We start from the raw sequence: 22,256 nt of genomic DNA on the forward strand, positions 1-22,256 counted from the left end.
ACTTTCTTTTTATTGGAACCAAAGGTTCCAAGGTATTCTGCTAAGGATCAGTAATAACCCTAATCCGTAAAAAATAGCAAAAGTTTTGAACTTAGCTTCGCTATTAATTAATTTTTTATGTTTAGACCATCCAATAGTTATTAAAGTGATCGCGATAATATTAATAAGAGGGTGTTCAAGTGAAGTAAGTCTAAGCTCTGCATTGCTCATTTGCCCGAAAGCAGCTTTTCCAAGCGGAGATACAAAATAAAGGATTAAACCAATCAATAATTGCGTATGAGTTCCAATTAAGGCAAACAACGAAATTTTGCGGTCTTTAGCTGTAAACTCTTTTTTAGAATTTAGACCTACCAATGCATTTATAACTGCCACTAAGAGAAGCAATAATGCCAAGTAAGCCCAGCCGGAGTGAAATTTTTGTAGAAAATGGTACATAATTGTGTTTTTTGTTTAAAACAAATATAGAAAAAAAGGCCATAAAAAAAACGGCATTAAACTAAAAGTCAATGCCGTTTTATTATTTATTAAGATTCTAAATTTTAGAATTCGTAACGTAATGTAAAGTTCCAAGTTGTTCCGTATCCGAAATAAACTTTGTTCGCAGTAGCAAGACCTTTATAAGTTTCTCCTAACTCTTCGTAAGTTTTAGCAGGATTTGTTCCTGGCTTAACATCACTAGCGAAGATGTTTGTGAAAGCCTCATTGATGTATGTTTTGTTGAAAACGTTGTTTACATTAAATCTGAAGTTTAATGCTTGAGCTTTATCTGTTCCAAATCTGAATTTATAAGAAAGACCAGCATCAGTAGTTGCAAAACCAGGTAATTCTAATGCACCTTTATTAGTAGCGCTTAAGAAGTTCACTGGAGAAATGTTTCCGTATAATTTCTCAGCATAGTTAAGGTTAGCGTCAACATTCAAACCGTCTAAGATTTCGTATGCAGCACCAACTGCTATTGTAGTTTGAGCGTTGTTTCCAACTTTAACTCCATCTAAGAATAATGTTTGTGCAGTTCCACCTGCTACAGGGTTGTTAGATGCATCAAAACGGTTACTAGTTGCATTACCATCATATTTCCAGTCTCCAAGAGAGATCATACCGTTAAGTCTCAATTTAGAAAGTACTCTTGCAGTCATTTCAAGCTCAACTCCAGTATGTGTTTCATTTACTCCTGAGAAAGTGTAGTATCCACCAGGATTTCCTGCTGCATCTGAATCATTAGCTATAGTAAATCTGTCGTTCCACTGAGTGTAGTATCCGTTAAATTTAGCATTGAAGATTCCAGATGTGAAACCGTATCCAACTTCAACAGCTTTAACTTTTTCGTTAACAAGGTTATCGTTAATGATAGAAGCGTTGTTAGGGAAAACCGCATTAAAGAATGGTTGTTTAGAATAGAAACCAGTATTTAAGTACACGTTATGGTGCTCGTTAATGTTGTAGTTTGCACCTGCTTTAACGTCTCCACCAACGATGTTTTTGAAATCTGTTTCAGCAAGTGGGTCTGTTGTAAGATATTTAAAGTGATCAATTCTTTTGTATCCTTGTTGAGAAACTGCTCCTTGAATAAATGCTGTAAAGCTATCTTTAGAATATTCTAATTGTGTAAATGCACCATAGTAGTTGACTTTACTATCATTCCAGTAGTTGATTCTTTCTTGGTAATCAGTACTTACAAACGGGTTTCCGTTTGGTCTTGGCGCATAAGTTGTACTGAAATAAGCAGGGTTGTTGTTTATGTTTGCAGTATCTTTATAGTTTGTAGCTCCAAATAAATCAATTAAGTTTTGGAAGTGAATACCTTTGTACATTCTTCCTTCAACTCCGAAATCCCAAGTTAAAGTTTCAGAAAGTTTTTTATCTAAATTGATAACAGTTCCATACCAGTTGTGTGAATTAACTGAAGCAATTTCAGTAAGACCAGCGCCATTACCACTAGAACTTGAAGTATTTTGGTATTGACCATTCGTTTGTGTTCTTGTTCCAATTGCGGTTGGTAGACCAGAGTTCCAATTTTGGATTAAATCAAAATTGATTAAACCATTAGCATCTCTTAGGTTGTTAGGAGTAGTAGCAGTTGGCACAGTATAAGGGTTTTGACCTTTGATACCACCTGTAGAAGTAGTTCCTCCACCACGTCCCCAAGAAGCGTAAACAACGGTAGATAATTTTGTAGTCTCATTGATGTTGTAATCCCAGTTAAGAGACATAACAGGTTTGTGGTAGTAGTTTGTTTTTAAGTTGTATTCTTCACCATTTCTCATACCCCAATCAGAGTTGTATTTGATGTTTGGTTTTGAACCATCACTTCCGAATTTTAAGAAATCACTTAAAAGTGGAGAAGTAGATCTTTGATCGTGCCATTGAGGCGCTCCTGTAAATGTGAATTCTAAACTATGTTTGTCGTTGATTTTGTATCCAAAAGCCATGAAGTAGTTGTATCCTTCAAATTTTGTTCCGTCAACATAACCATCTCCAGTTGTTCTACTGAATAAAACAGAAGCAGAAAGTCCGTTTTTCATTAAACCTGTACTGTAAGAAGCTTGTGCTTTTAAGTAGTTGTTGTTACCAAAGCTAGAAGAAATATTTCCTCCTTCTTTAACGTCAGAAGATTTTGTAACAATGTTGATTGTTCCCCCAACAGAAGAAATAGCTAATTTAGATGCTCCTAAACCTCTTTGTACTTGCATTGCAGAAGTTACATCAGAGATACCAGCCCAGTTACTCCAGAAAACAGCACTGTTTTCCATATCGTTGATTGGCACCCCGTTAACCATAACAGCAATGTTTTTTTGATCAAAACCACGAATCGCAATTCTAGAATCTCCGTATCCACCTCCTGCTTTTGAAGCGTAAACAGATGGAGTACTTTTTAAGATTTCTGGAAACTCTTGAGATCCAAGTTTTTCTTGAATTTCAGCTGCTTTAATTGTAGACACAGCAACCGGAGTTTTTCTGTCTTTTGCAACGTCAATTACACTGCTTTTTACTACAATTTCGCTTAATTCGTTTGAGTTTGATGTTAAAACAATCTCACCTAAGTTTGTAGTTGAGCCATTTGATACTGTAAATTTTACAGTTTTGTTGTCAAAACCAATGAAAGAGATAACAATCTCTCCTGACCCAGTTGTTGAATTGAGGGTAAATTTACCATCAAAATCTGTTGAAGTAGCTGTAGATGATCCTTTGATCGCTACGTTTGCTCCTGGCAATGAACCGCCTGTTCCGTCGGTAATTGTACCAGTCACTTTTCCTTGAGAAAATACGGTTGAAACTATCATAAAAAATAGTCCAGTAAGTAACCAATTTTTCATTTTCTTCATTTGTTATTTAGTTTATTGTTTTTGGCAAAATTATAACAATAAAATCAGATAATGTTATCAAAGTGTTAAGAAAAATTAGTTTTACGGTTTATGCTGCGCATTAAAATGATTTTTTCTTTTTTCGTTAAATTAAATAATGATTTTTTAAATTTCAACTATTGTTTTTTGTTAAAATGATAATAATTTGATTAGTGTTGTAGCTCAAAACTTGCAAATAGATGTCTTTCTTTATGATTTTGAATGCATTTTATACGAAAAAACGCCTTAATTTTTATTAAATTAAGGCGTTTCAGAATGTTATAAAAATGTGAATTATTTATTTCTCAAAAAGTGATTTAATAAAAATGTAGTTGAGCTATCATGTGTTTTCACAGTTTTAGAATTAATTTCATCCAAAATTGAATTTGCCAATTGTTTTCCTAATTCAACTCCCCATTGATCAAAACTGAAAATATTCCAGATAATACCTTGAACGAAAATTTTGTGTTCGTATAATGCAATTAGCGAACCTAAACTTTTTGGAGTTAATTTTTCAATCAAAATAGTATTTGTTGGCTTGTTTCCTGTAAATACTTTGAAAGGCAATAAATAAGAAGCTTTTTCTGCAGAAAGTCCTTGTTTGTCAAATTCAGCTTGAACTTGCGCCGGAGTTTTTCCGTTCATTAAAGCTTCAGTCTGTGCAAAAAAGTTTGACATTAATTTATCGTGGTGATCTTCGTTTCCGTAAAGTGGTTTTATAAATCCAATAAAATCAGTTGGAATTCTCTTTGTTCCTTGGTGAATCAACTGGAAAAAAGCATGTTGCGAGTTTGTTCCTGGCTCTCCCCAAATAATAGTCCCGGTTTGGTAGTTTACAGGTTTTCCGTCACGACCAACACTTTTTCCATTGCTTTCCATAGTTGCTTGCTGCAAGTAAGGAGCTAATTTTGACAAATATTGTGTATACGGAATCAAAGCTTCACTTTCGGCACCGTAAAAATTATTGTACCAAACGCTTAATAAAGCTAAAATTACCGGAATGTTTTCGTCAAATTCTGCCGATTTGAAATGCTCGTCCATATCATGAGCTCCAACTAATAATTGGTTATAATTCTCAAAACCAATTGCTAAAGCGATACTTAAACCAACGGCGCTCCAAAGAGAAAATCTTCCTCCAACCCAGTCCCACATTGGGAAAACGTTGTCTGGATTAATTCCGAATTCTGTTACTTTTTGAATATTTGTTGAAACGGCTGCAAAGTGTTTTGCAATATCTTCTTGTGTTGCCGATTGCAAAAACCATTCTTTAATAGTTTCTGAATTCGAAAGTGTTTCCTGAGTTGTAAAAGTTTTAGAAACAATTACAAATAAAGTAGTTTCAGGATTTAATTTTTTGATTACTTCATTTACGTGATCGCCGTCAACGTTTGAAACGAAATGTAAGTTCAGGTGATTTTTGTAAAATTGTAAAGCTTCAACTGCCATAACCGGCCCAAGATCTGAACCTCCAATTCCGATATTTACAACATCTGTAAATGCTTTTCCAGTGTATCCTTTTCTTTGTCCAGAAATTACTTCTTCTGTAAAGTTTTTGATTTTATTTTTTACTTCATAAACTTCCGGAATTACATTTTCTCCGTCAACTTTAATCACTGCTGATTCTGGAGCACGTAAAGCGGTATGAAGAACAGCACGGTTTTCTGTTTTGTTGATTAATTCTCCTCCAAAGTAATCAGCAATGGCATTTTTTAATCCAATTGAATTCGCTAATTCTAATAAAAGAGAAACAGTTTCCTGACTGATATTGTTTTTAGAATAATCAACTAAAAAGTCGTTCCATTGTAAGTTGAATTTCTCAGCACGAGTATTATCCTGCTGAAATAATTCTTGTATCGTAGTTTCGTGAATTGCATTATAGTGGTTTTGCAGATTTTTCCACGCCTCAGTCCCAGTTGGGTTTGTTGTGTTTAAAGCCATTTGTATTTTATTATGTGGTTTGTTTTTTTTTTAGAAACACAAAAATACTGAAATAACTTTTAAAAGCTTAGCGGTTCACGATTATATAACAATAAGTTACGAAAACGTTTTATGTATTTTACTTTTGAATTTTTGACGTTATGATGATTGCGCCATCATTTTCTTTTTCGTTATAAATTATACGACTGCTGTTTTGGTTTAAAAAATCTAAGCTAATGATGTCAGATTTTTTTAAGTGGCAGTAAAATCGTGTCTTGTTTTTTATTGTATTTGAAGGGAATTCCATTTATTACTATCAAAGGAGAATTTCCAATCAAATTCTTTTCGAAGGCATTGTCAACTAATTTTTGGACAAAGTATCTGTTTTCTTTTTGGTCGCTTAAAATAAAAACCTTCGGATCGGAACATCCTATTATGAAAAGTGCTAAAAGTATCAGTAAGGATTTTTTCATGAACGAGTAAGGTTTTGCGCTAGGACTTTTTGAATATAGTTTTTTACCAAATCTTCCACCAAGGTTTTTTATTGACTTCGATAGTTTTCTTTTCATTGTCAATTTCGATTCTTTTTAAAGGTTCGGTTTTAATTTTCGAATCATCAAAAAAGAATTCGCCATTGTCAGCCATTCCAAGTGGAGATTTTGTTCTTTCTTTCCAATCTTCGGTTTGTAATTCGGGAATTAAAGCAATATTGATTTTATTTGCGAATTTTTTTCGCGCTTTTTCAATAATTTCTTCTTCCAGATTTGAAGATGAATTTTTAAAAAGAGTTAGCGAATTATCGGGAATATTTAAAAGGAAAACTTGGGTTTTGTCGCCAATTTTATAAATATCCAAAACTTTAAAATAGGCAATCGTGTCTAAAAGAAAATGACCGATTTTTGCCGAATCAGGATTGAATTTTGATAGATCTTTTGGATGAGCACTCGCAATCAAATATCTGAAATTCCCTGAAAGTCCTCCACCAATAGAACTCATATCAGTGAATCCTTTTTCTTGAATTATTTGTCCGACTTTGTAATTCGAAATTAAATTCTCCGGCAAGTCAGTGTCTCTGTAAAATAGTTTTAAACCAGAAAAGGTTTCATGATACATGGCTTTTAAACGCGAATTTTTCATGACTTTTTGATTTAAAGAATTGTAAAAATAGGTGATTTACAAATTCCCAATGCTATCCAATTCTCTTTTCAAAGGTTCAATTTGTTTTGTAAAACGAGTTTTGTCATTTCCGGTTAAAGATTCGCCAGTTGGTAAATTTAATCGAAGAGCATCTACCTGAACGCCGTTTTTCCAGAAACGATAACAAACGTGTGGCCCCGAAGCTAAACCTGTACTTCCAACCAAACCAATTGTCTGACCTTGCGTAACGCGCTGTCCATGGCGCACCAAGATTTTTGACATATGTAAATATTGAGTAGAGTAGGTTCCGTTGTGTTTCACTTTTACAAAGTTTCCGTTTCCGGCAGTATATCCTGTCGTTTCAACAACTCCAGATGCTGTTGTAGAAATTGGAGTTCCGGTTGGTGCCGCATAATCGGTTCCTTTGTGCGCTTTCCAAGTATGTTGCACCGGATGAAACCTATTCATTGTAAATCTAGAAGTAATGCGGCTGAATTTAATAGGTGTTTTTAAGAAGAAATTTTTAAGTGTTCTTCCTTGATCGTCATAATATTCTACTTTTCCAGAAAGGGTGTCTTTTTCGAATGGAAAGGCATAAACGATTTTTCCTTTATATTCAAAAAAGGCAGCTTCGAGTTCTTCAACGCCGTCATACGTTTTTCCGTTGATGAATCTTTCTGTGAAAATTAATCCGTAGCGATCTCCTTTTTTAAGCTTGAAGAAGTCGATCGACCAAGAAAAAACTTTAGTGATTCTACTGGCAAGAGCTGTTTCTACACTTTCATTTCCTAAAGTTTCAGAAAGTGAGCTTTTTAAAACGCCTCCAATAATTTTGCGTTTTAAAGTAACTGGTTTTATTTTTTTATACGCTTTTGCAATACTGTCTCTTAAATCTATGACATAATACGTCAAAGCGTCAGGCTGATAAATAAAAACCTCAAGATTATTAGTTTTATTTTTTGCACGAAGCAAAGTATAAGGTTTGTTGTATCGGATAGATCTAACGTTAAAAGAATCTTTTACCTGTTCAACAATATCGTGTACTTTTTTGTCGCCAATATTTTGACTCTGAAAAATAGATCCAAACGAATCTCCTTTTGAAATGGTATCGTTTACAACATTAAAGTCTGCGTAATTAAATCCAAACTCTACCTTTTTAGTTTTTGGTTTTGTGATTTTAGTTTCAACTTTTTCATCCGTTTTATTACATGAAAATACTGAGAATAAAAGGATTATAATTACAACTGCTTTTTTCAAACTTCTATTTTTTTTGGGAAATTATAGTGGTTTATTCATTTCCCCAATTTGACAATTCTTCTTCGGTCCACAATTTAGGAAAAAAGATGCGTCTTTGGTATTTTGGATGCATATATTTTTGCCAGTCACTTCCTCCGGTCGCTTCTCCGTTGCCTTTTCCACTTTCTAAAATATATTTTCTCGCAGTATTCAAATGCTGCATTACCCAAGTAATATTTACAGTTTTGTCATAATGGCGCATAGCGTCAATCAACTCTGTGTTTTGCTGATCTTCAACAGGAAGTTGAGTAAATTTTTGCCAAATGTTTTTCGTTTTAAACGATGACATCTGTCTTAAAAACTGGTCTTTATATTTCTTTTCAAACTCGTTCAACAAGTATGATTTTTCGCCAGTATGATAATCTTTTCCAGCAGCTTGCCAGTACAAATGTTCAAAACTGGTTTCCAAATCTGTGTTTTCGTCAAAGTTTACTTTATATCTTCTGTCTGTTAAATTGATAACATCAGTTGATGCAAATTCGATCATTCTATATTGTGCGCTTTGAAAACCACTTGCTGGAGTTAAAGTATTTCTGAATTTCATGTATTGATCTACTTCCATTCCATTTTCCATAATGCTGAAGGAGTTTGTCAGCATGTCAAAATAACGTGTCACTCTTGAAAGTCTTTCGCTGAAAAAATCTACCTGAATGTTTTGTTCGTCGGCAATTTGATTGATTTCCCACAAAATCATTTTGAAGATTAATTCGTTGACTTGATGATACATAATAAATACCATTTCATCAGGAAGTGTAGTGCGTTGTATTTGTAAATTTAATAGGGCATCTGTTTGAATGTAATCCCAATAAGTGATTGGTTTTGACCAAAGCAATCCTTCTAACTGAACATCAGTTTTTTGATTTATAGCTTGGAATTTTTGATCAATTTCTTTTAAAATTGATTCTGATTGATCAGTAAGGTTCATTATTTTTTTGCTTTAAATGGATTTTTTAATCCTTTATATTCATCAAGATCTGCTTTGAGTGATCCCACGGCAAGATCTGCTTTAATTCGAATAGGAACTTTGTTGTCGTCGTCTGTAATCCAAAGTGTTAGGCTTTCTTCTTCTTTAAAAACCCTTCCTTTTTGAACCAATGGTTTAAAGACCATTGTAGAAACGGTGCCAAATTTAGTTGTAATATCTTGACGGCCTACATATTTTAACTTAAATTTTGTGATTTCATCATCAAAAAACATGTCAATTATTATGGCTTCACCGGTTTTTAGTTTGTCAATGTTCGGATGATTTCTTAAGTAATAAAATGAGGAAACAATATCTTGTATATTGTCACTGGTAATGATGGTTTTTTCAGTTTTTCGTTTATAGTCTTTGACCAAAACACGATTTTCATTTTGATTAAAAAAACCTTCCTGATTTTTGGTATAGCCGCCTTCATCAATTTTTCTCACATAGCGATAAGGACTTCCGGTTTCTTTATCAAAATAACTTTCGTATAAATCTTCAACTTTAAAGAAAAACTTTGACATACCGGTTGTGTAACCTTTACCCACCGCATGAAATACTTTTTTGTTGTTTATTGTTGCGTCTTTAATCTCAAGTGTAGCGTATCCGGCGTTTATGATTCCGTAGTGAATTCTGAATTTAAAAAACTCTCCCGTATCGAAAGCATCTTCTTTTTGTGTATCAAAACTAAAGGCTGTGAGGATGAATATAGTGAGGATAAATTTTTTCATAGTGCTGTTTTACAATTATTTATGAGGATAAATGCAAATTCTATTCCAAATGTACCAAAACAAAAAAACTCAGTCAAGTAATGACTGAGTTTTTATGCTATTAACTAACCAAAAAACTATAAATTATGAAATTTATATCAATCCAAAAGGAAACCACCCCTTTTGTTTTGCGAGTGCAAAGATAGATAGAAAGTTCAAAAAAGAAATAGCAAAAGGCAAGTTTAACATAACATTTGCATAAAAACCATCATTTTACAGAGAATTCTTCTGTATAATGTAAAAATGTTGCATTTTTATAGTGTTCCTCTCAATTCTTGCTCTCTTTCAATAGACTCAAAAAGGGCTTTAAAGTTACCTGCACCGAATCCTTTTGCACCCATTCTCTGAATAATTTCGAAGAAAAGGGTAGGTCTGTCCTGAACTGGCTTGGTAAATATCTGTAAAAGGTAGCCATCTTCATCGGCATCTACCATGATGGCTAATTTTTCAATTTCATTAATGTCTTCTTTCATCATACCCATGTGAACGCCCAATCTTTCAGGGATTGCTTCATAATATGTATGAGGAGGAGCAGATAAAAATTCAACACCGCGTGCTCTTAACTGAGATACGGTTTTGATAATATCATCTGTCGCAATGGCAATGTGCTGAATTCCAGGTCCGCCATAGAAGTCTAAATATTCTTCAATTTGTGATTTTTTCTTTCCTTCGGCTGGTTCATTGATTGGGAATTTGATTCTTCCATTTCCGTTTGACATTACTTTACTCATCAATGCAGAATATTCCGTCGTGATTTGTTTGTCATCAAAAGATAGGAAATTCACAAATCCCATAACTTCTTCGTAGAATTTTACCCAAGTATTCATTTCATTCCAACCCACATTTCCAACCATGTGATCGATATATTTTAATCCTGTTGGTTCTGGATTGTAGTCTGATTTCCATTCTTTGTAACCTGGCAAGAAAACACCATTGTAGTTTTTTCTTTCTACAAAAATATGAACTGTTTCACCGTACGTGTAAATTCCAGAACGGATAACTTGCCCAAATTCATCTTCCTCAACAGTTGGTTCCATGAAAGAACGCGCACCGCGTTTCATAGTTTCTTCGTAAGATTTTGTAGCATCTTCAACCCAAAGTGCTGCAACTTTTACTCCGTCACCATGTTTTTTCAAATGTTCGTTGATTGGAGAATCTGCTGTTAAAGGCGTTGTCAAAACAATTCTGATTTTGTCTTGCTTCAATACATAAGACGCTTTGTCTTTTACTCCAGTTTCTAATCCGGCGTAAGCCAATGATTGATATCCGAAAGCTGTTTTATAATAATGTGCAGATTGTTTTGCATTGCCTACATAAAACTCTACATAATCTGTTCCTAATAATGGAAGGAAATCCTGTGCTCCTTCAAAGATTTTCTCTAATCCGTATTCTACTGATTTAACTTCTTTTGACATGATGTTTATTTGTTTAATCGGCTAATCGTTTAATTGATTTTCCGAAATGTTGTGTTTAAGTTTTTTTTACCGCAAAGAGCGCAAAGGCTTTTTTGAGAAAGATTTTGTAAATCGCTAAGAACGCAAAGCTTTGTGGACTTGGTTTGATAAAACTCTCTTAAAAACTTTGTGAACTTTGCGAAAAATCCTTTGCGAACTTTGCGGTTAAATTCGACTAGTTACTCCGTCCAAGATTTGTAATATTTCCCATCATCCAGTCCCATAGCTTCTTCCGTTACCATTAATGGCCTGAAAGTATCAACCATAACGGCTAATTCTTGAGTTTCTTTATGGCCAATACTGCGTTCCATTGCACCTGGTGCTGGACCATGTGGAATTCCTTTTGGGTGTAAAGTGATGTGTCCTTGCTCAATATTATTTCGGCTCATAAAATCGCCATCAACGTAATAAAGAACTTCGTCAGAATCTATATTGCTGTGGTTGTATGGTGCCGGAATTGCTTTCGGGTGATAATCGTAAAGTCTTGGACAGAATGAACAAACGACAAAAGCTGCCGTTTCAAAAGTTTGATGTACCGGAGGAGGTTGATGAACACGCCCCGTTATAGGTTCGAAATTATGAATTGAAAATCCGTATGGGAAATTATATCCGTCCCAACCCACAACATCAAAAGGATGAGTCGCATAAACCACTTCGTGAATCATGCCTTCTTTTTTGATTTTAATTAAAAAATCTCCTTTTTCGTCGTGTGTTTCCAATTCGTTTGGCAAAATAAAATCACGCTCGCAAAATGGAGAATGTTCTAAATGCTGACCGGATTGGTTTTTATATCGTTTTGGTGTATAAAATGGAGAGTATGATTCTACGTAAAACAATCTGTTTTCTGTAGTTTCAAATTCTATTTGGTAAATAATGCCTCTTGGAATAATTAAGTAATCACCATATTCAAACGGAATATTTCCTAACATGGTTCTTAATTTTCCTTTTCCTTTGTGGATGAAAAGCATTTCATCGGCATCGGCATTTTTGTAGAAATAATTTCGAAGTGATTCTTTCGGCGCAGCCAAACCAATAATACAGTCTTTGTTGACTAACATTGCTTTTCGGCTGTCCAGAAAATCATTTTCAGGCTTCAATTCGAAACCTTTAAAAAGCAAAGATTTTATGTTTTTTCCGATTGCAATTTTTGGCTCAACCGAATATGAGTTTAAAATTTCTTTTACCTGTGTTGGACGGTGAACGTGGTACGACAAAGAAGAATGTCCGTGAAAACCTTCGGTTCCAAATAATTGTTCGTAATAAAAACCTCCATTTGGTTTTTCGAACTGGGTGTGTCTTTTTTGAGGAAAATTTCCAAGTTTATGATATAATGGCATGGCTTTTTCAATTAGATAATTTGTGAATTAGATAATTAGAAAATGTGAATTGAAGAGCTAATTGGATCAATCTCTAAAATGACCAATTATTTCAATTCGATAGGGCCATTATTCAGGATTTCTCTTGATTAGGAATTGAAGATACTCTAATAAACCTGTCCAATTTGTTTTCATTATAACAAATGTCGTAATTTTTTCCGAGTAAAATTAAAAATTATATTATTTATAACTATAAAATATTTTAATTTTTTTGATATAATTTTTAGATAGCAAAAAAATAGTACGATTTTATTGCAGTATTCTTCAATAAAAGTCTAAAACAAGAAACCAATACTAAACCAGGTAAAGCTTTTTGACATTTCTGGCGACCATGATTGTTTGATTTCAATTGGCCCAATAATGGTTTCTAGTCCATATCCTAACGCGTAGCCAGTGTATTTTGGCATCGAAATCCAATCGACTGTGCTGAAAATGTCATCGCCAAGATTGGCAAAGTTTGCTGAAAAATTGATGTGGTTTTTTTTGATGATTTCGTAATCCAGCGTAATATCAGTTTTTATATAGCTGTTTCCGGCAATACTCAAGAAATCATAACCATAGAAATAATTGAAATTATTGATTTTGCTGTATCCGTAACCACCCAAAATATAGTCGAAATAAGGAACGCTGTCGCTGCCGATGTTAAATCCTGCATCGGCGCCAACTTTAATTGTTGCTCTTCTAAACAATGTTTTGGCAAATGCAATTTCAGCTTTTGCCATTGAAAAAGGCTTGAAAGTATTATTGTAATCTGAAGATGCTAAATAAGTTTGAACATCACTTGAGAAATACAATCCGGAACGTGGAAAACTTTTATTGTCGAATGAATCGTATTTCAAGTATCCAAAAACACTGAAATAATTACTCTTATCAATTATGTTTGCTTCATTTGTAAAAGTCGGCGAATCGATTTTTAAATATTTATATTCAAAACCACCCCCCATTAAAAATTTCTGAACAAAAATGGTTTGGAAATAGGCCTGATTAGTAACGTCAAAAAAGTCAACGTTAATAAGGTTCACATTTGGATCTGATACTTGGAGCTTGCTTATGCTTGTAGTTACATTTCGATTGAATTGATTAAGTCTAGAGCGAAATCCGAAACTGATATTAAATCCGTTTTCTACATAATAATTGAAGTCATATCTAAAATTATCACCCAAAATAACATCAAAAGAAGTGACGTCATTTTTTAGAAATGTTTTTTTATGCGTCAAGTTCAATAAAATACCACTTTTATATAAGCCGTCATAATGCAGTCCAAGTTTTAGGTAAGTCTGTGTTGGGTTTTCTTTCAAAACAAGATCTAGATCGTCATGATCGCCATTTGGCTGTAAACAATATGAAATGGTGCTAAAGTTTTGGGTAGCATTTAAATTATTCATTCCGGTTTTTAAATCATGATAGGTAATCGTGCTTCCCGGTTTGAAACGAAGCTTACCGTTGATGTATTCTTTTGTATAATTGTCTAATTTGTCAACGTTGATTTTTTCTATTTCTAAAGTATCTGAACTGATTTTCAGCTTCGGTTTTTTATAAAAAGTTTCTTCTGTAACCAACGATTTTATTCTTTCGTAAACAGCAAAAGTAGCTTCTTCGCCTTTTCTGACTATTTCTTCGCCTTTGTCAAATGAAATTACACCAAAATCACGAATATCTGGTTTGATATAAATATCCGTGTCTTTTACTTTGCTTTTCATTTTTTCAATCGACTGAAGATTAGTAATCTGAACTAATATTCTTGTGGCGTTTTTCAGTTTTTTTCGATTCATTAAATCATCCTGAACGTCAACACCAATAATAATATCGGCACCAAGATTGCGAACTTCTTTTATCGGATAATTGTTTACAACGCCGCCATCAACAATTAAGTTTCCGTCAATTTCAACGGGAGTAAATAACGACGGAAAAGCAGCGCTTCCCATCATTGCCTGAACAAGATTTCCTTTATTCAGCAAAACTTCTTCGCCAGTTTCAATATTGGTTCCAATACATAAAAACGGAGTTGGGAGTTTATTGAAATCACGAATATGACGCACATTTCTCGTCAGACTGCTTAAAAGATTATAATTGTACATTCCTTTTGAAAGCGCCTCGGGAATTCCAATTTTAAAGTTGCTGAAAGGCAAAGTAATGGCGTATAATTCATCATTTTTTTTGCCATAAAAGTTTTTGGAAGAACGCGGAATATAATCGTTTATCAGTTCGTCGAAATTTGTTTTTTTGAAAATAGAATCAATTTGTGAGGCGTTATAGCCAGACGCATAAAGTCCGCCGATTACGGCTCCCATACTGGTTCCGCCAATATAGTCGATCTTGATTCCAGCTTCTTCCAATACTTTCAAAACACCAATGTGAGCAAAACCTTTCGCTCCACCGCCACTTAAAACCAATCCAATTTTTGGTCTTTTTACGCTGTCCTGTTTTTGTTCCTGCGAAAATGATTTTTCGGGAAGAAGTAAAAGAGTGAAAAGTAGGATTGCTGCGCCCCAAATAGAATTTGAGAAAAATCCATTTAACTTATTGAGTGCAATGAGTTTGTTTGGGCGCATAAAAATTTATGGGTTTGTTTTGTAAAAGTCGACAATTTTTTTGGCTTTTGAAACTCCTATAACGTCCGATATTTCTTTTTCTGATGCTAATTTTAATCTTTTAACACTTTTGAAATGCTGAATCAAAGCCAACATTGTTTTTTCGCCAATGCCCGGAATATTTTCTACTGACGAATTAAGTGCTGCTTTGCTTCGTTTGTCGCGGTGAAATGTGATCCCGAATCGGTGTGCTTCATTTCGCAATTGCTGAATCACTTTTAACGTTTCTGATTTTTTGTCTAAATATAACGGAATCGAATCGCCGGGATAAAAAAGCTCTTCCAGACGTTTTGCAATTCCAATTATGGCGATTTTTCCACGCAAGCCTAATTCATCAATGCTTTTTAAAGCGGCCGACAATTGTCCTTTTCCTCCGTCAATAATTATTAATTGTGGTAGAGGTTCATTTTCTTCCAATAATCTTTTATAACGTCGACCAACAATTTCGGTCATCGAAGCAAAATCATCTGGACCTTCAACCGTTTTTACATTAAAATGGCGGTAATCTTTTTTGCTCGGTTTTCCGTCTTTAAAAACGACACAAGCCGCCACAGGATTTGTTCCTTGAATGTTCGAGTTGTCAAAACATTCAATATGCCGTGGTTCAACCGGCAGTCGCAAATCTTTTTGCATTTGCGCCATGATTCGGTTTGTATGTCGGTCTGGATCTACAATTTGAAGTTGTTTCAATTGTTCGATTCGGTAGAATTTTGCATTTCGAATCGATAAATCCAGAATCTGTTTTTTATCGCCGAGTTGCGGAACGGTTGTTTTGATGTTTTCGCCCAAATCAATCTCAAACGGAACAATAATTTCTTTTGACAATAATTGGAAACGTTCACGAAGTTCGACAATCGCCAATTCTAATAACTCTTCATCGGTTTCGTCCAACTTTTTCTTCATTTCCAAAGTGTGCGAACGAATAATCGAACCGTGAGAAATCTGTAAAAAATTCACATACGCCGCACTTTCGTCAGATACAATAGAGAAAACGTCAATATTGGTAATCTTCGGATTTACAATTGTTGATCTTGATTGATAATTCTCCAGAACTTCAATTTTTTCTTTGATTTTCTGAGCTTCTTCAAAACGTAAATCTTCAGCATATTTGACCATCAAACGCTTGAAGTCCTTCATACTTTCTTTAAAATTCCCTTTTAGAATTTCACGGATTGCATCGACCTGTTTTTGATATTCTTCTAATGGTTCCAAACCTTCGCATGGACCTTTGCAATTGCCAATATGATACTCCAGACAAACTTTGAATTTTCCGGAATCGATATTTGATTGACTTAAATCGTAATTGCAGGTTCGCAGTGGATAAAGTTCCTTAATCAATTCTAAAATAGTATGAACGGTCTTGAAATTGGTATACGGACCAAAATATTCAGAACCGTCTTTGACCATTCTCCTTGTTGGAAATATTCTCGAAAAAGGTTCTTTTTTAATACAAATCCAAGGGTAGCTTTTGTCGTCACGAAGCAATACGTTATAGCGCGGTTGCAACGTTTTGATTAAATTGTTTTCTAATAAAAGCGCATCGGTTTCAGTAGGAACGACGATGTGTTTTATCGTAACAATTTTTTTGACCAAAACATTTGTTTTAGCCGTGTCATGAATTTTGTTGAAATAAGAAGAAACTCGTTTTTTTAAGTTTTTTGCTTTTCCAACATATAAAATTTTTCCGTCTTTATCATAATACTGATAAACGCCAGGATTGTCTGGCAGGGTTAGAATTTGAAGATCTAAGGACGGTTTTTGCATTCTTTTTTATTTGTGAAGAGAGTAGCTTGGCGTTTTCAAGAATCATTTCGATTTCTCGAAAAAACCAAAGCATCGATTTAGTTTCAAATTTACAAAATCAAAAGAATAATTTCTATATTTAGCTTTTATAATTCTTTATGAAAAATAGTAAGCCTTTGGTTATCTTCGATGAAACAATTTTGCCTGGCGAAAGCAGGACAATTAATGTCGAAATCGCAAGATTGCATACCACTACAAAACTGAATATTCCGGTAATTGTGCGCCGTTCCAAGATTGACGGCCCTGTTGTTTTATTCTCGGCAGGAATTCATGGTGATGAAATAAATGGTGTTGAAATTGTACGGCAGATTATCAGCAAAAAAATCAATAAACCTGCCCGCGGTACTATAATTTGTATTCCAATTATCAACATGTACGGTTTTGTAAACAAGTCGCGCGAGTTTCCTGATGGACGCGATTTAAACCGAGTTTTTCCGGGAAGCAAAAAAGGTTCGCTCGCAAGCCGATTTGCTTATCATATTGTTGAGGAAATTTTACCAATTTTAGATTTCGCTGTCGATTTTCATGCCGGTGGTGCAAGCCGATTTAACGCACCTCAAATCAGAATCACAGAAAATAATCCTGAACTGAAAGTTTTGGCTGATGTTTTTAATGCACCTTTTACGTTGTACTCAAAAAATATTAGCGGTTCGTTTAGAAATACATCTGAAAAAGCAAATGTAAAAATGCTTCTTTTTGAGGGGGGGAAATCTTTGGACATCAATAATGATATTGCCAACGAAGGTGTTCTTGGTGTAAAACGATTGTTGAATTATCTAGGCATGTTAGACTCAAAACAACTTGTCGAAGCAGCGCCGGTTCCTTCAATTTATATTAAATATTCTTTTTGGCTCCGAGCTAAATGTTCTGGCTTGCTGCATGATTTTAATTTGGTTGGAAGATTCGTAACGAAAGGAACAATCTTGGCGATTATTACAGATCCGTTTGGAAAATTTGAACAGAAAGTAAAAGCGCCGCACGATGGTTTTGTAATCAACGCAAATCATTCGCCAATTGTCTACGAAGGTGATGCAATTTATCATTTATCTAAAAACAGTCCGGTACATGACGATGAATAAAAAAGAATTAAGACTGCATTATAAGAACTTGAGAAAACAGCTTTCTGAAGAGGAGATTGAAGAAAAGAGTTTGGCTGTAGCCAATAATTTAATTCAGTTGCCAATTTGGGATAAAACGTATTTTCATGTTTTTCTTCCAATTGTTGAACATAAAGAAGTTGATACTGAGTTTGTATTGCATTTGCTTTCTGGAAAAGATAAAGAAATCGTGATTTCGAAAAGTGATTTTGAAACACGAACAATGACTCATTTTTTATTGACCGATAATACTAAAATCAAAAAAAACGAATTCAATATTCCGGAACCCGTAAACGGACTTCAAGTTCAGAGTTCAAATATTGATGTTGTTTTTGTGCCGCTTTTAGCATTTGATATTCATGGAAATCGTGTAGGTTACGGAAAAGGTTTTTATGATAAATTTTTATCAGAATGCCGACCAGAAACTATAAAAATTGGGCTTTCTTTTTTTGAAGCCGAAAATGAGATTGTTGATGTTTTTGAATCCGATGTGAAATTGGATTATTGTGTGACGCCCGAGAAAATATACACGTTTTAATTTTCGTAGAGACGCATTTCAATGCGTCTACTTAACGTTTGGCGATTTATTATCAGAATTGATTTGGATGATTTTAGACGCATTGAAATGCGTCTCTACGATTTTGATTGCGAAAAATTATTGCGCCTACATTTATCAACCCAACGCATATCGTAGAGGCGCACAGCAGTGCGTCTACGCAAAGTTTGTCGATATGCATTTGAAATAATTTGGTATAAATAAATATTTAACAAAATACAATCTTAATTTATATTTACTTATATCACTTATATGATTTAAATCCAAAAAAGAAAATCCCAAACTTCAATTTTAGAATTGGAATTTGGGATTTTTTTATTTGAAATTTTAAAAACTTATTTCACTTCTTTAATTGTTGAACCATCAATCCAACCTTCCGTTCCGTCAGTTAATTCGATTTTTTTCCATTGGCCTAAAACTTCGGTAACGTACACCTTTGCGCCTTCATGTAATAGGAAAATGGCAGCGCCGCCTTTTTGAGGTTCACTTCTAACTTCGCTCATTTCAGAAAATACAATTGCCGGACGGTCATTATCAAAATGACTTTTTTCAGACATTCCAGCTGAAACGCTCAATGCCAAGGCAACCAAAAGAACAAACATTCCGATGAAGTAAATTCGTTTTGAAAGTGTAAGCTGTGAAAAATAATAACCAATAAAACTCAGCAAAAAAAGAAACGCAATTCCAACTGATATTTTTGCCCAAGTATTGTAATCAAAAATTCCGGTAAAGTTCTGAATCAGTTTTGCAAAACCCACTTTCGGGACTTCTTTGATTTCATCGATGGTCAGTTTTTTGGCAAATTTTAAATTGTTCAGCACATCTGGATCATGAGGTTTTAAAACCAATGCTTTCTCATAATTATAAATTGCCGGTGCTACTTTGTTCAGTTTATAATAACTGTTTGCCAAATTGAAATACAACTCAGCCGATTCTTGTTTGTTTTCTTTAATGACACCTTCGTAAGCCTGAATAGCTTCCTGATAATTGCCTCTTTGGTACATCGCATTTCCTTTTTCAAAGCTGCTTTGAGCAAAGAAAACCTGTGTGATCAATAAAAAGAGATATACTATATTTTTCATTTTCTAGATGTGTAATACGATTTTCAACTTTGCGAACTTAAAATTCCGCAATCTAAATCAAATTTCTTAGCGCACTTTGCGGTTAAAAAAATTAAACTATCTGTTTTTCTAATTCTGAAATAATTAAAACAGCTTTATCAAAATCTTGCTGAATCGAAGCGCTTGATGCCGGAGCATATCTTGCAAATTCACAATTTTCAGTCAAATTAATAAAACTTTGAACCGATTCTGGATTTGCATTTCTTGATAACAGCAACTCGCGAATATTGTCTTTGCTCATTTCTGAAGTTTCAATATGCAGTTTTGCTTTCAAGAAATTATGCATCGCTTTTTCCAGTGCAATATAAAACGGCTCTTTGTTGTTAAGCTGTTTTTTAGCCTCAGACAAATATTTCTTAGCCAGTTTATTGTTCATTTTGATGCGGTTTCCAGCAACATCACCATCAATAGCTTCTTTTTTCTTCTTAGCAATAATAATTATTGGCAAAATGATGAAAGGCGCAAGCAATAATGCGTAATACAAATCAGAGCCATAAAAATCATCTTTTTCAACAGAAACTAATGTCGTTCTTGATTTGATATACTTGAACTGATCTGTTTTCGAAATTACGTTTTTGGCAGCATTCGCAGTGCTGTTTGCTTCTGCTTGCATTGGTCCGTCTAATACGTCGATTGCAATTTCCTGTGATGTAATTGTTTTGTATGAACCCGTTCCTAAGTCAAAATAAGAAAATTGCATCGGTTTAATGATGTATTTTCCTTTGTACTGAGGCACAATTGTGTACTTGTCAGATATTCTTCCAGACATTCCAGTCAATGATGTAGTAACTTTTTCATCATGAACAGGATCGTACATTTCAAGTGCATTTGGTACAATTGGTTTTGGCAAAGTAAACAATTTCATGTTGCCAGTTCCGGTAGCACTAACAATTAAGTCTAAACCTTCTCCGCTTTTTACGCTAGTTTTTGAAGGCGTAACCACGAAATTAAATTTACCAACCGCACCACTGAAATCTGCTGGTTTTCCTGTTTCTGGAAGCGGTCTTACGTTTATTGTTTTGGCTCCAGCCGAAACTACTTTATTGTCATCCGTGATAATCATTTGGCCAAACATATCGCGACGATTTGTCGGCAATTGTACGCCAATGTCTAATGAAAGTGGTTCAATCGTTAATTTACCCGATTTTTGAGGATACAGAATTGTTTTTTTTAAGATTACAAAATAGCATTTCTGTCCTTGGAAACTTCCTTCTTCGATTGCTAATTGCTTGATGTCGATATTCTGATTCCAGAAATCATTGTATTTTGGTTTAGCCAATTCTTTAAAACCAGTAACACCAATATTATTGAAATATAGTTTATAGACAACCGTAATTGGTTCATTCAAATACGGATTTGTTTTTGAAATTTCGGCAACAAGATTTAACGTTTCGCTTCCTTGTCCTTGTGGCCTGTCGTTTGGATCTCTTTCCTGAGCAACCGCATTCGTAACAACAATTTTTATAGGCGAAGTTTTGTAAATCTGTCCGTTAAATTCAATTGCAGCTTGACGGATGGTTACATTTCCTTTTCTGTCTGGCTGCAGAATATAAGAATATATTTTTTGAAAAGAGCTTCGTCCATTGATCCACGATTGGCTTATTTGCTGACTTGGTCCGGCTACAACTTTGAAGCCTTCAAAATTAGGCTGTTCGAAGTTGTCTCCATCAACATTCATGATGAAGTCTATTCGAAGTCTTTCATTAAGTCCAAGCGTGTTTTTGCTGACTCTGGCTTCAAACTGAACCTGAGCCAAAAGTCCTTGAAAAGTGAATAGAAATAAAATTAAAAATCTTTTCATTTATTCGTTTAATCGGTTTTTTTGTTTGTTGTTTAATTGTTTAACTGTGAAATCGTTTAATCGGTTTTTTGTCTAAAGGATACTTTCCGATTAAACAAATAAACAATTAAACGATTAAACTTTACCAGTCTTTTTCTGTTTTTCTAGGATTTCCTTTTACTTTTTGAGCATTTACTTTATCCTGAATTTTCTTTTCTTCGTTGTTGACAGCATCTAATAAATTCTGAACTCGTTCTTTAGATATTCCTCCAGGCTGTGGTTTTGGCTGTCCGTTATTGTCTGATTTATCATCTTTCTTCGGATCATTTTTGCCATCCTTTTTATCCTTGTCTTTATCGCCTTTGTCGTCTTTTTTGTCTTTATCCTTGTCCTTGTTTTTATCTTTGTCCTTGTCTTTATCTTTATTTTTATCCTTGTCTTTGTCCTTGTCCTTATTCTTGTCTTTGTTGTCGTTTTTAGGCGGATTCTCTTTTAGCTTTTGTTTTGCTAAAGCATAATTGTAACGCGTTTCATCATCGGTTGGATCATTTCTAAGCGCTTCTTTATACGCTTCAACCGCTTGTGTATAATCTTTCTCTTTCATGAAAACATTTCCTAAGTTATGATACGCTTGATGTTTTTCAGGACGTGTTTTCGCATTTTTTATGGCTTTCGCGTAAGCATATTTCGCTTCTGAAATTTGATTTTGCTTGTAAATCGTATTTCCTAAATTGTATGAAGCAGCTGCTTTTTTTGGAAATTTTGATTGCGAAATTCTATAATTAGCTTCGGCATCAACAAATTTATTCTGTTTATATTCTTCGTTCCCGTTTGGCAATGTTTTGTCTTTTTCTTGAGCAGAAATTGCTAAAGAAAAGGTTAGTAAAATATATAGAAGTAAATTTTTCATTCTAAATTTTTTGTTTTTTTTATTTGCCACGAATTTCACTAATTGTCACTAATTTGATTGTTTTCGTATTTTTTGAATTTCACAAAACAGATTATTTAAAGCGACTGTTTTTGTGTAAATCTGTGTAATTAGTGGCGAACTTT

General features: G+C 34.1%; 17 protein-coding genes. 2 read left to right on the plus strand and 15 right to left on the minus strand.

The genetic code is table 11. The features are described from left to right. Positions 1-9: 9 nt before the first annotated feature. The 12 genes from FND99_RS05295 to uvrC all read right to left on the minus strand — a co-directional run bounded on the left by FND99_RS05295 (position 10) and on the right by uvrC (position 16,610). Positions 10-435: a hypothetical protein gene (locus FND99_RS05295; protein WP_144336939.1), complete on the minus strand. Its 426-nt coding sequence runs from the start codon at positions 433-435 to the stop codon at positions 10-12. Between the two features lie 104 nt (positions 436-539). Continuing rightward, entirely contained in the window at positions 540-3,314 is a 2,775-nt protein-coding gene (locus FND99_RS05300; RefSeq protein WP_342777765.1) for a TonB-dependent receptor, read from the minus strand. A 321-nt stretch (positions 3,315-3,635) separates the two neighbouring features. Further along, the gene (gene pgi / locus FND99_RS05305) at positions 3,636-5,279 is read right to left on the minus strand and encodes a glucose-6-phosphate isomerase (RefSeq protein WP_144336941.1); all 1,644 of its coding nucleotides are present in this window, start codon (positions 5,277-5,279) and stop codon (positions 3,636-3,638) included. A gap of 221 nt (positions 5,280-5,500) precedes the next feature. Continuing rightward, positions 5,501-5,731 carry a hypothetical protein gene (locus FND99_RS05310; protein ID WP_246074176.1) on the minus strand — a complete coding sequence of 77 codons (231 nt, stop codon included), beginning with the start codon at positions 5,729-5,731 and terminating at the stop codon, positions 5,501-5,503. A gap of 43 nt (positions 5,732-5,774) precedes the next feature. Next, complete coding sequence (locus tag FND99_RS05315) at positions 5,775-6,395, minus strand: hypothetical protein (RefSeq protein WP_144336942.1); 621 nt, start codon at positions 6,393-6,395, stop codon at positions 5,775-5,777. Positions 6,396-6,431: 36 nt separating this feature from the next. Continuing rightward, on the minus strand, positions 6,432-7,652 hold the full coding sequence (locus tag FND99_RS05320; RefSeq protein WP_144336943.1) for a peptidoglycan DD-metalloendopeptidase family protein: 1,221 nt from the start codon (positions 7,650-7,652) through the stop codon (positions 6,432-6,434). 31 nt (positions 7,653-7,683) lie between these two features. Next, positions 7,684-8,616: a tryptophan 2,3-dioxygenase family protein gene (locus tag FND99_RS05325; RefSeq protein WP_144336944.1), complete on the minus strand. Its 933-nt coding sequence runs from the start codon at positions 8,614-8,616 to the stop codon at positions 7,684-7,686. Next, positions 8,616-9,386, minus strand: a complete 771-nt coding sequence (locus FND99_RS05330; protein WP_144336945.1) for a DUF3108 domain-containing protein — start codon at positions 9,384-9,386, stop codon at positions 8,616-8,618. The genes FND99_RS05325 and FND99_RS05330 overlap by 1 nt, the downstream gene beginning before the upstream one ends. Positions 9,387-9,679: 293 nt before the next feature. Next, a complete protein-coding gene (gene hppD / locus FND99_RS05335) occupies positions 9,680-10,840 on the minus strand; it encodes a 4-hydroxyphenylpyruvate dioxygenase (protein WP_144336946.1) in 1,161 nt (386 codons plus the stop codon). A 218-nt stretch (positions 10,841-11,058) separates the two neighbouring features. Next, a complete protein-coding gene (locus FND99_RS05340) occupies positions 11,059-12,216 on the minus strand; it encodes a homogentisate 1,2-dioxygenase (RefSeq protein WP_144336947.1) in 1,158 nt (385 codons plus the stop codon). A gap of 314 nt (positions 12,217-12,530) precedes the next feature. Further along, positions 12,531-14,807 carry a patatin-like phospholipase family protein gene (locus tag FND99_RS05345; protein WP_144336948.1) on the minus strand — a complete coding sequence of 759 codons (2,277 nt, stop codon included), beginning with the start codon at positions 14,805-14,807 and terminating at the stop codon, positions 12,531-12,533. Positions 14,808-14,813: 6 nt separating this feature from the next. Next, positions 14,814-16,610: an excinuclease ABC subunit UvrC gene (gene uvrC / locus FND99_RS05350; protein WP_144336949.1), complete on the minus strand. Its 1,797-nt coding sequence runs from the start codon at positions 16,608-16,610 to the stop codon at positions 14,814-14,816. 137 nt (positions 16,611-16,747) lie between these two features. On the opposite strand from uvrC, the gene FND99_RS05355 reads away from it, so the two are divergent. Further along, positions 16,748-17,728: a succinylglutamate desuccinylase/aspartoacylase family protein gene (locus FND99_RS05355; protein WP_144336950.1), complete on the plus strand. Its 981-nt coding sequence runs from the start codon at positions 16,748-16,750 to the stop codon at positions 17,726-17,728. After that, a complete protein-coding gene (locus FND99_RS05360; RefSeq protein ID WP_144336951.1) occupies positions 17,715-18,284 on the plus strand; it encodes a 5-formyltetrahydrofolate cyclo-ligase in 570 nt (189 codons plus the stop codon). The genes FND99_RS05355 and FND99_RS05360 overlap by 14 nt, the downstream gene beginning before the upstream one ends. 353 nt (positions 18,285-18,637) lie before the next feature. On the opposite strand, the gene FND99_RS05365 is transcribed toward FND99_RS05360, so the two are convergent. The 3 genes from FND99_RS05365 to FND99_RS05375 all read right to left on the minus strand — a co-directional run bounded on the left by FND99_RS05365 (position 18,638) and on the right by FND99_RS05375 (position 22,113). After that, a complete protein-coding gene (locus FND99_RS05365; protein ID WP_144336952.1) occupies positions 18,638-19,384 on the minus strand; it encodes a tetratricopeptide repeat protein in 747 nt (248 codons plus the stop codon). Between the two features lie 91 nt (positions 19,385-19,475). Continuing rightward, positions 19,476-21,224, minus strand: coding sequence for a BatD family protein (locus FND99_RS05370; RefSeq protein ID WP_144336953.1), 1,749 nt, complete (start codon positions 21,222-21,224; stop codon positions 19,476-19,478). Positions 21,225-21,345: 121 nt separating this feature from the next. Next, positions 21,346-22,113 (minus strand): tetratricopeptide repeat protein, encoded by a 768-nt coding sequence (locus tag FND99_RS05375; RefSeq protein WP_144336954.1) that lies wholly within the window; start codon positions 22,111-22,113, stop codon positions 21,346-21,348. Between the last annotated feature and the right edge of the window lie 143 nt (positions 22,114-22,256).

The sequence above is a fragment of the Flavobacterium daemonense genome (assembly GCF_007341385.1).
Lineage (GTDB): Bacteria > Bacteroidota > Bacteroidia > Flavobacteriales > Flavobacteriaceae > Flavobacterium > Flavobacterium daemonense.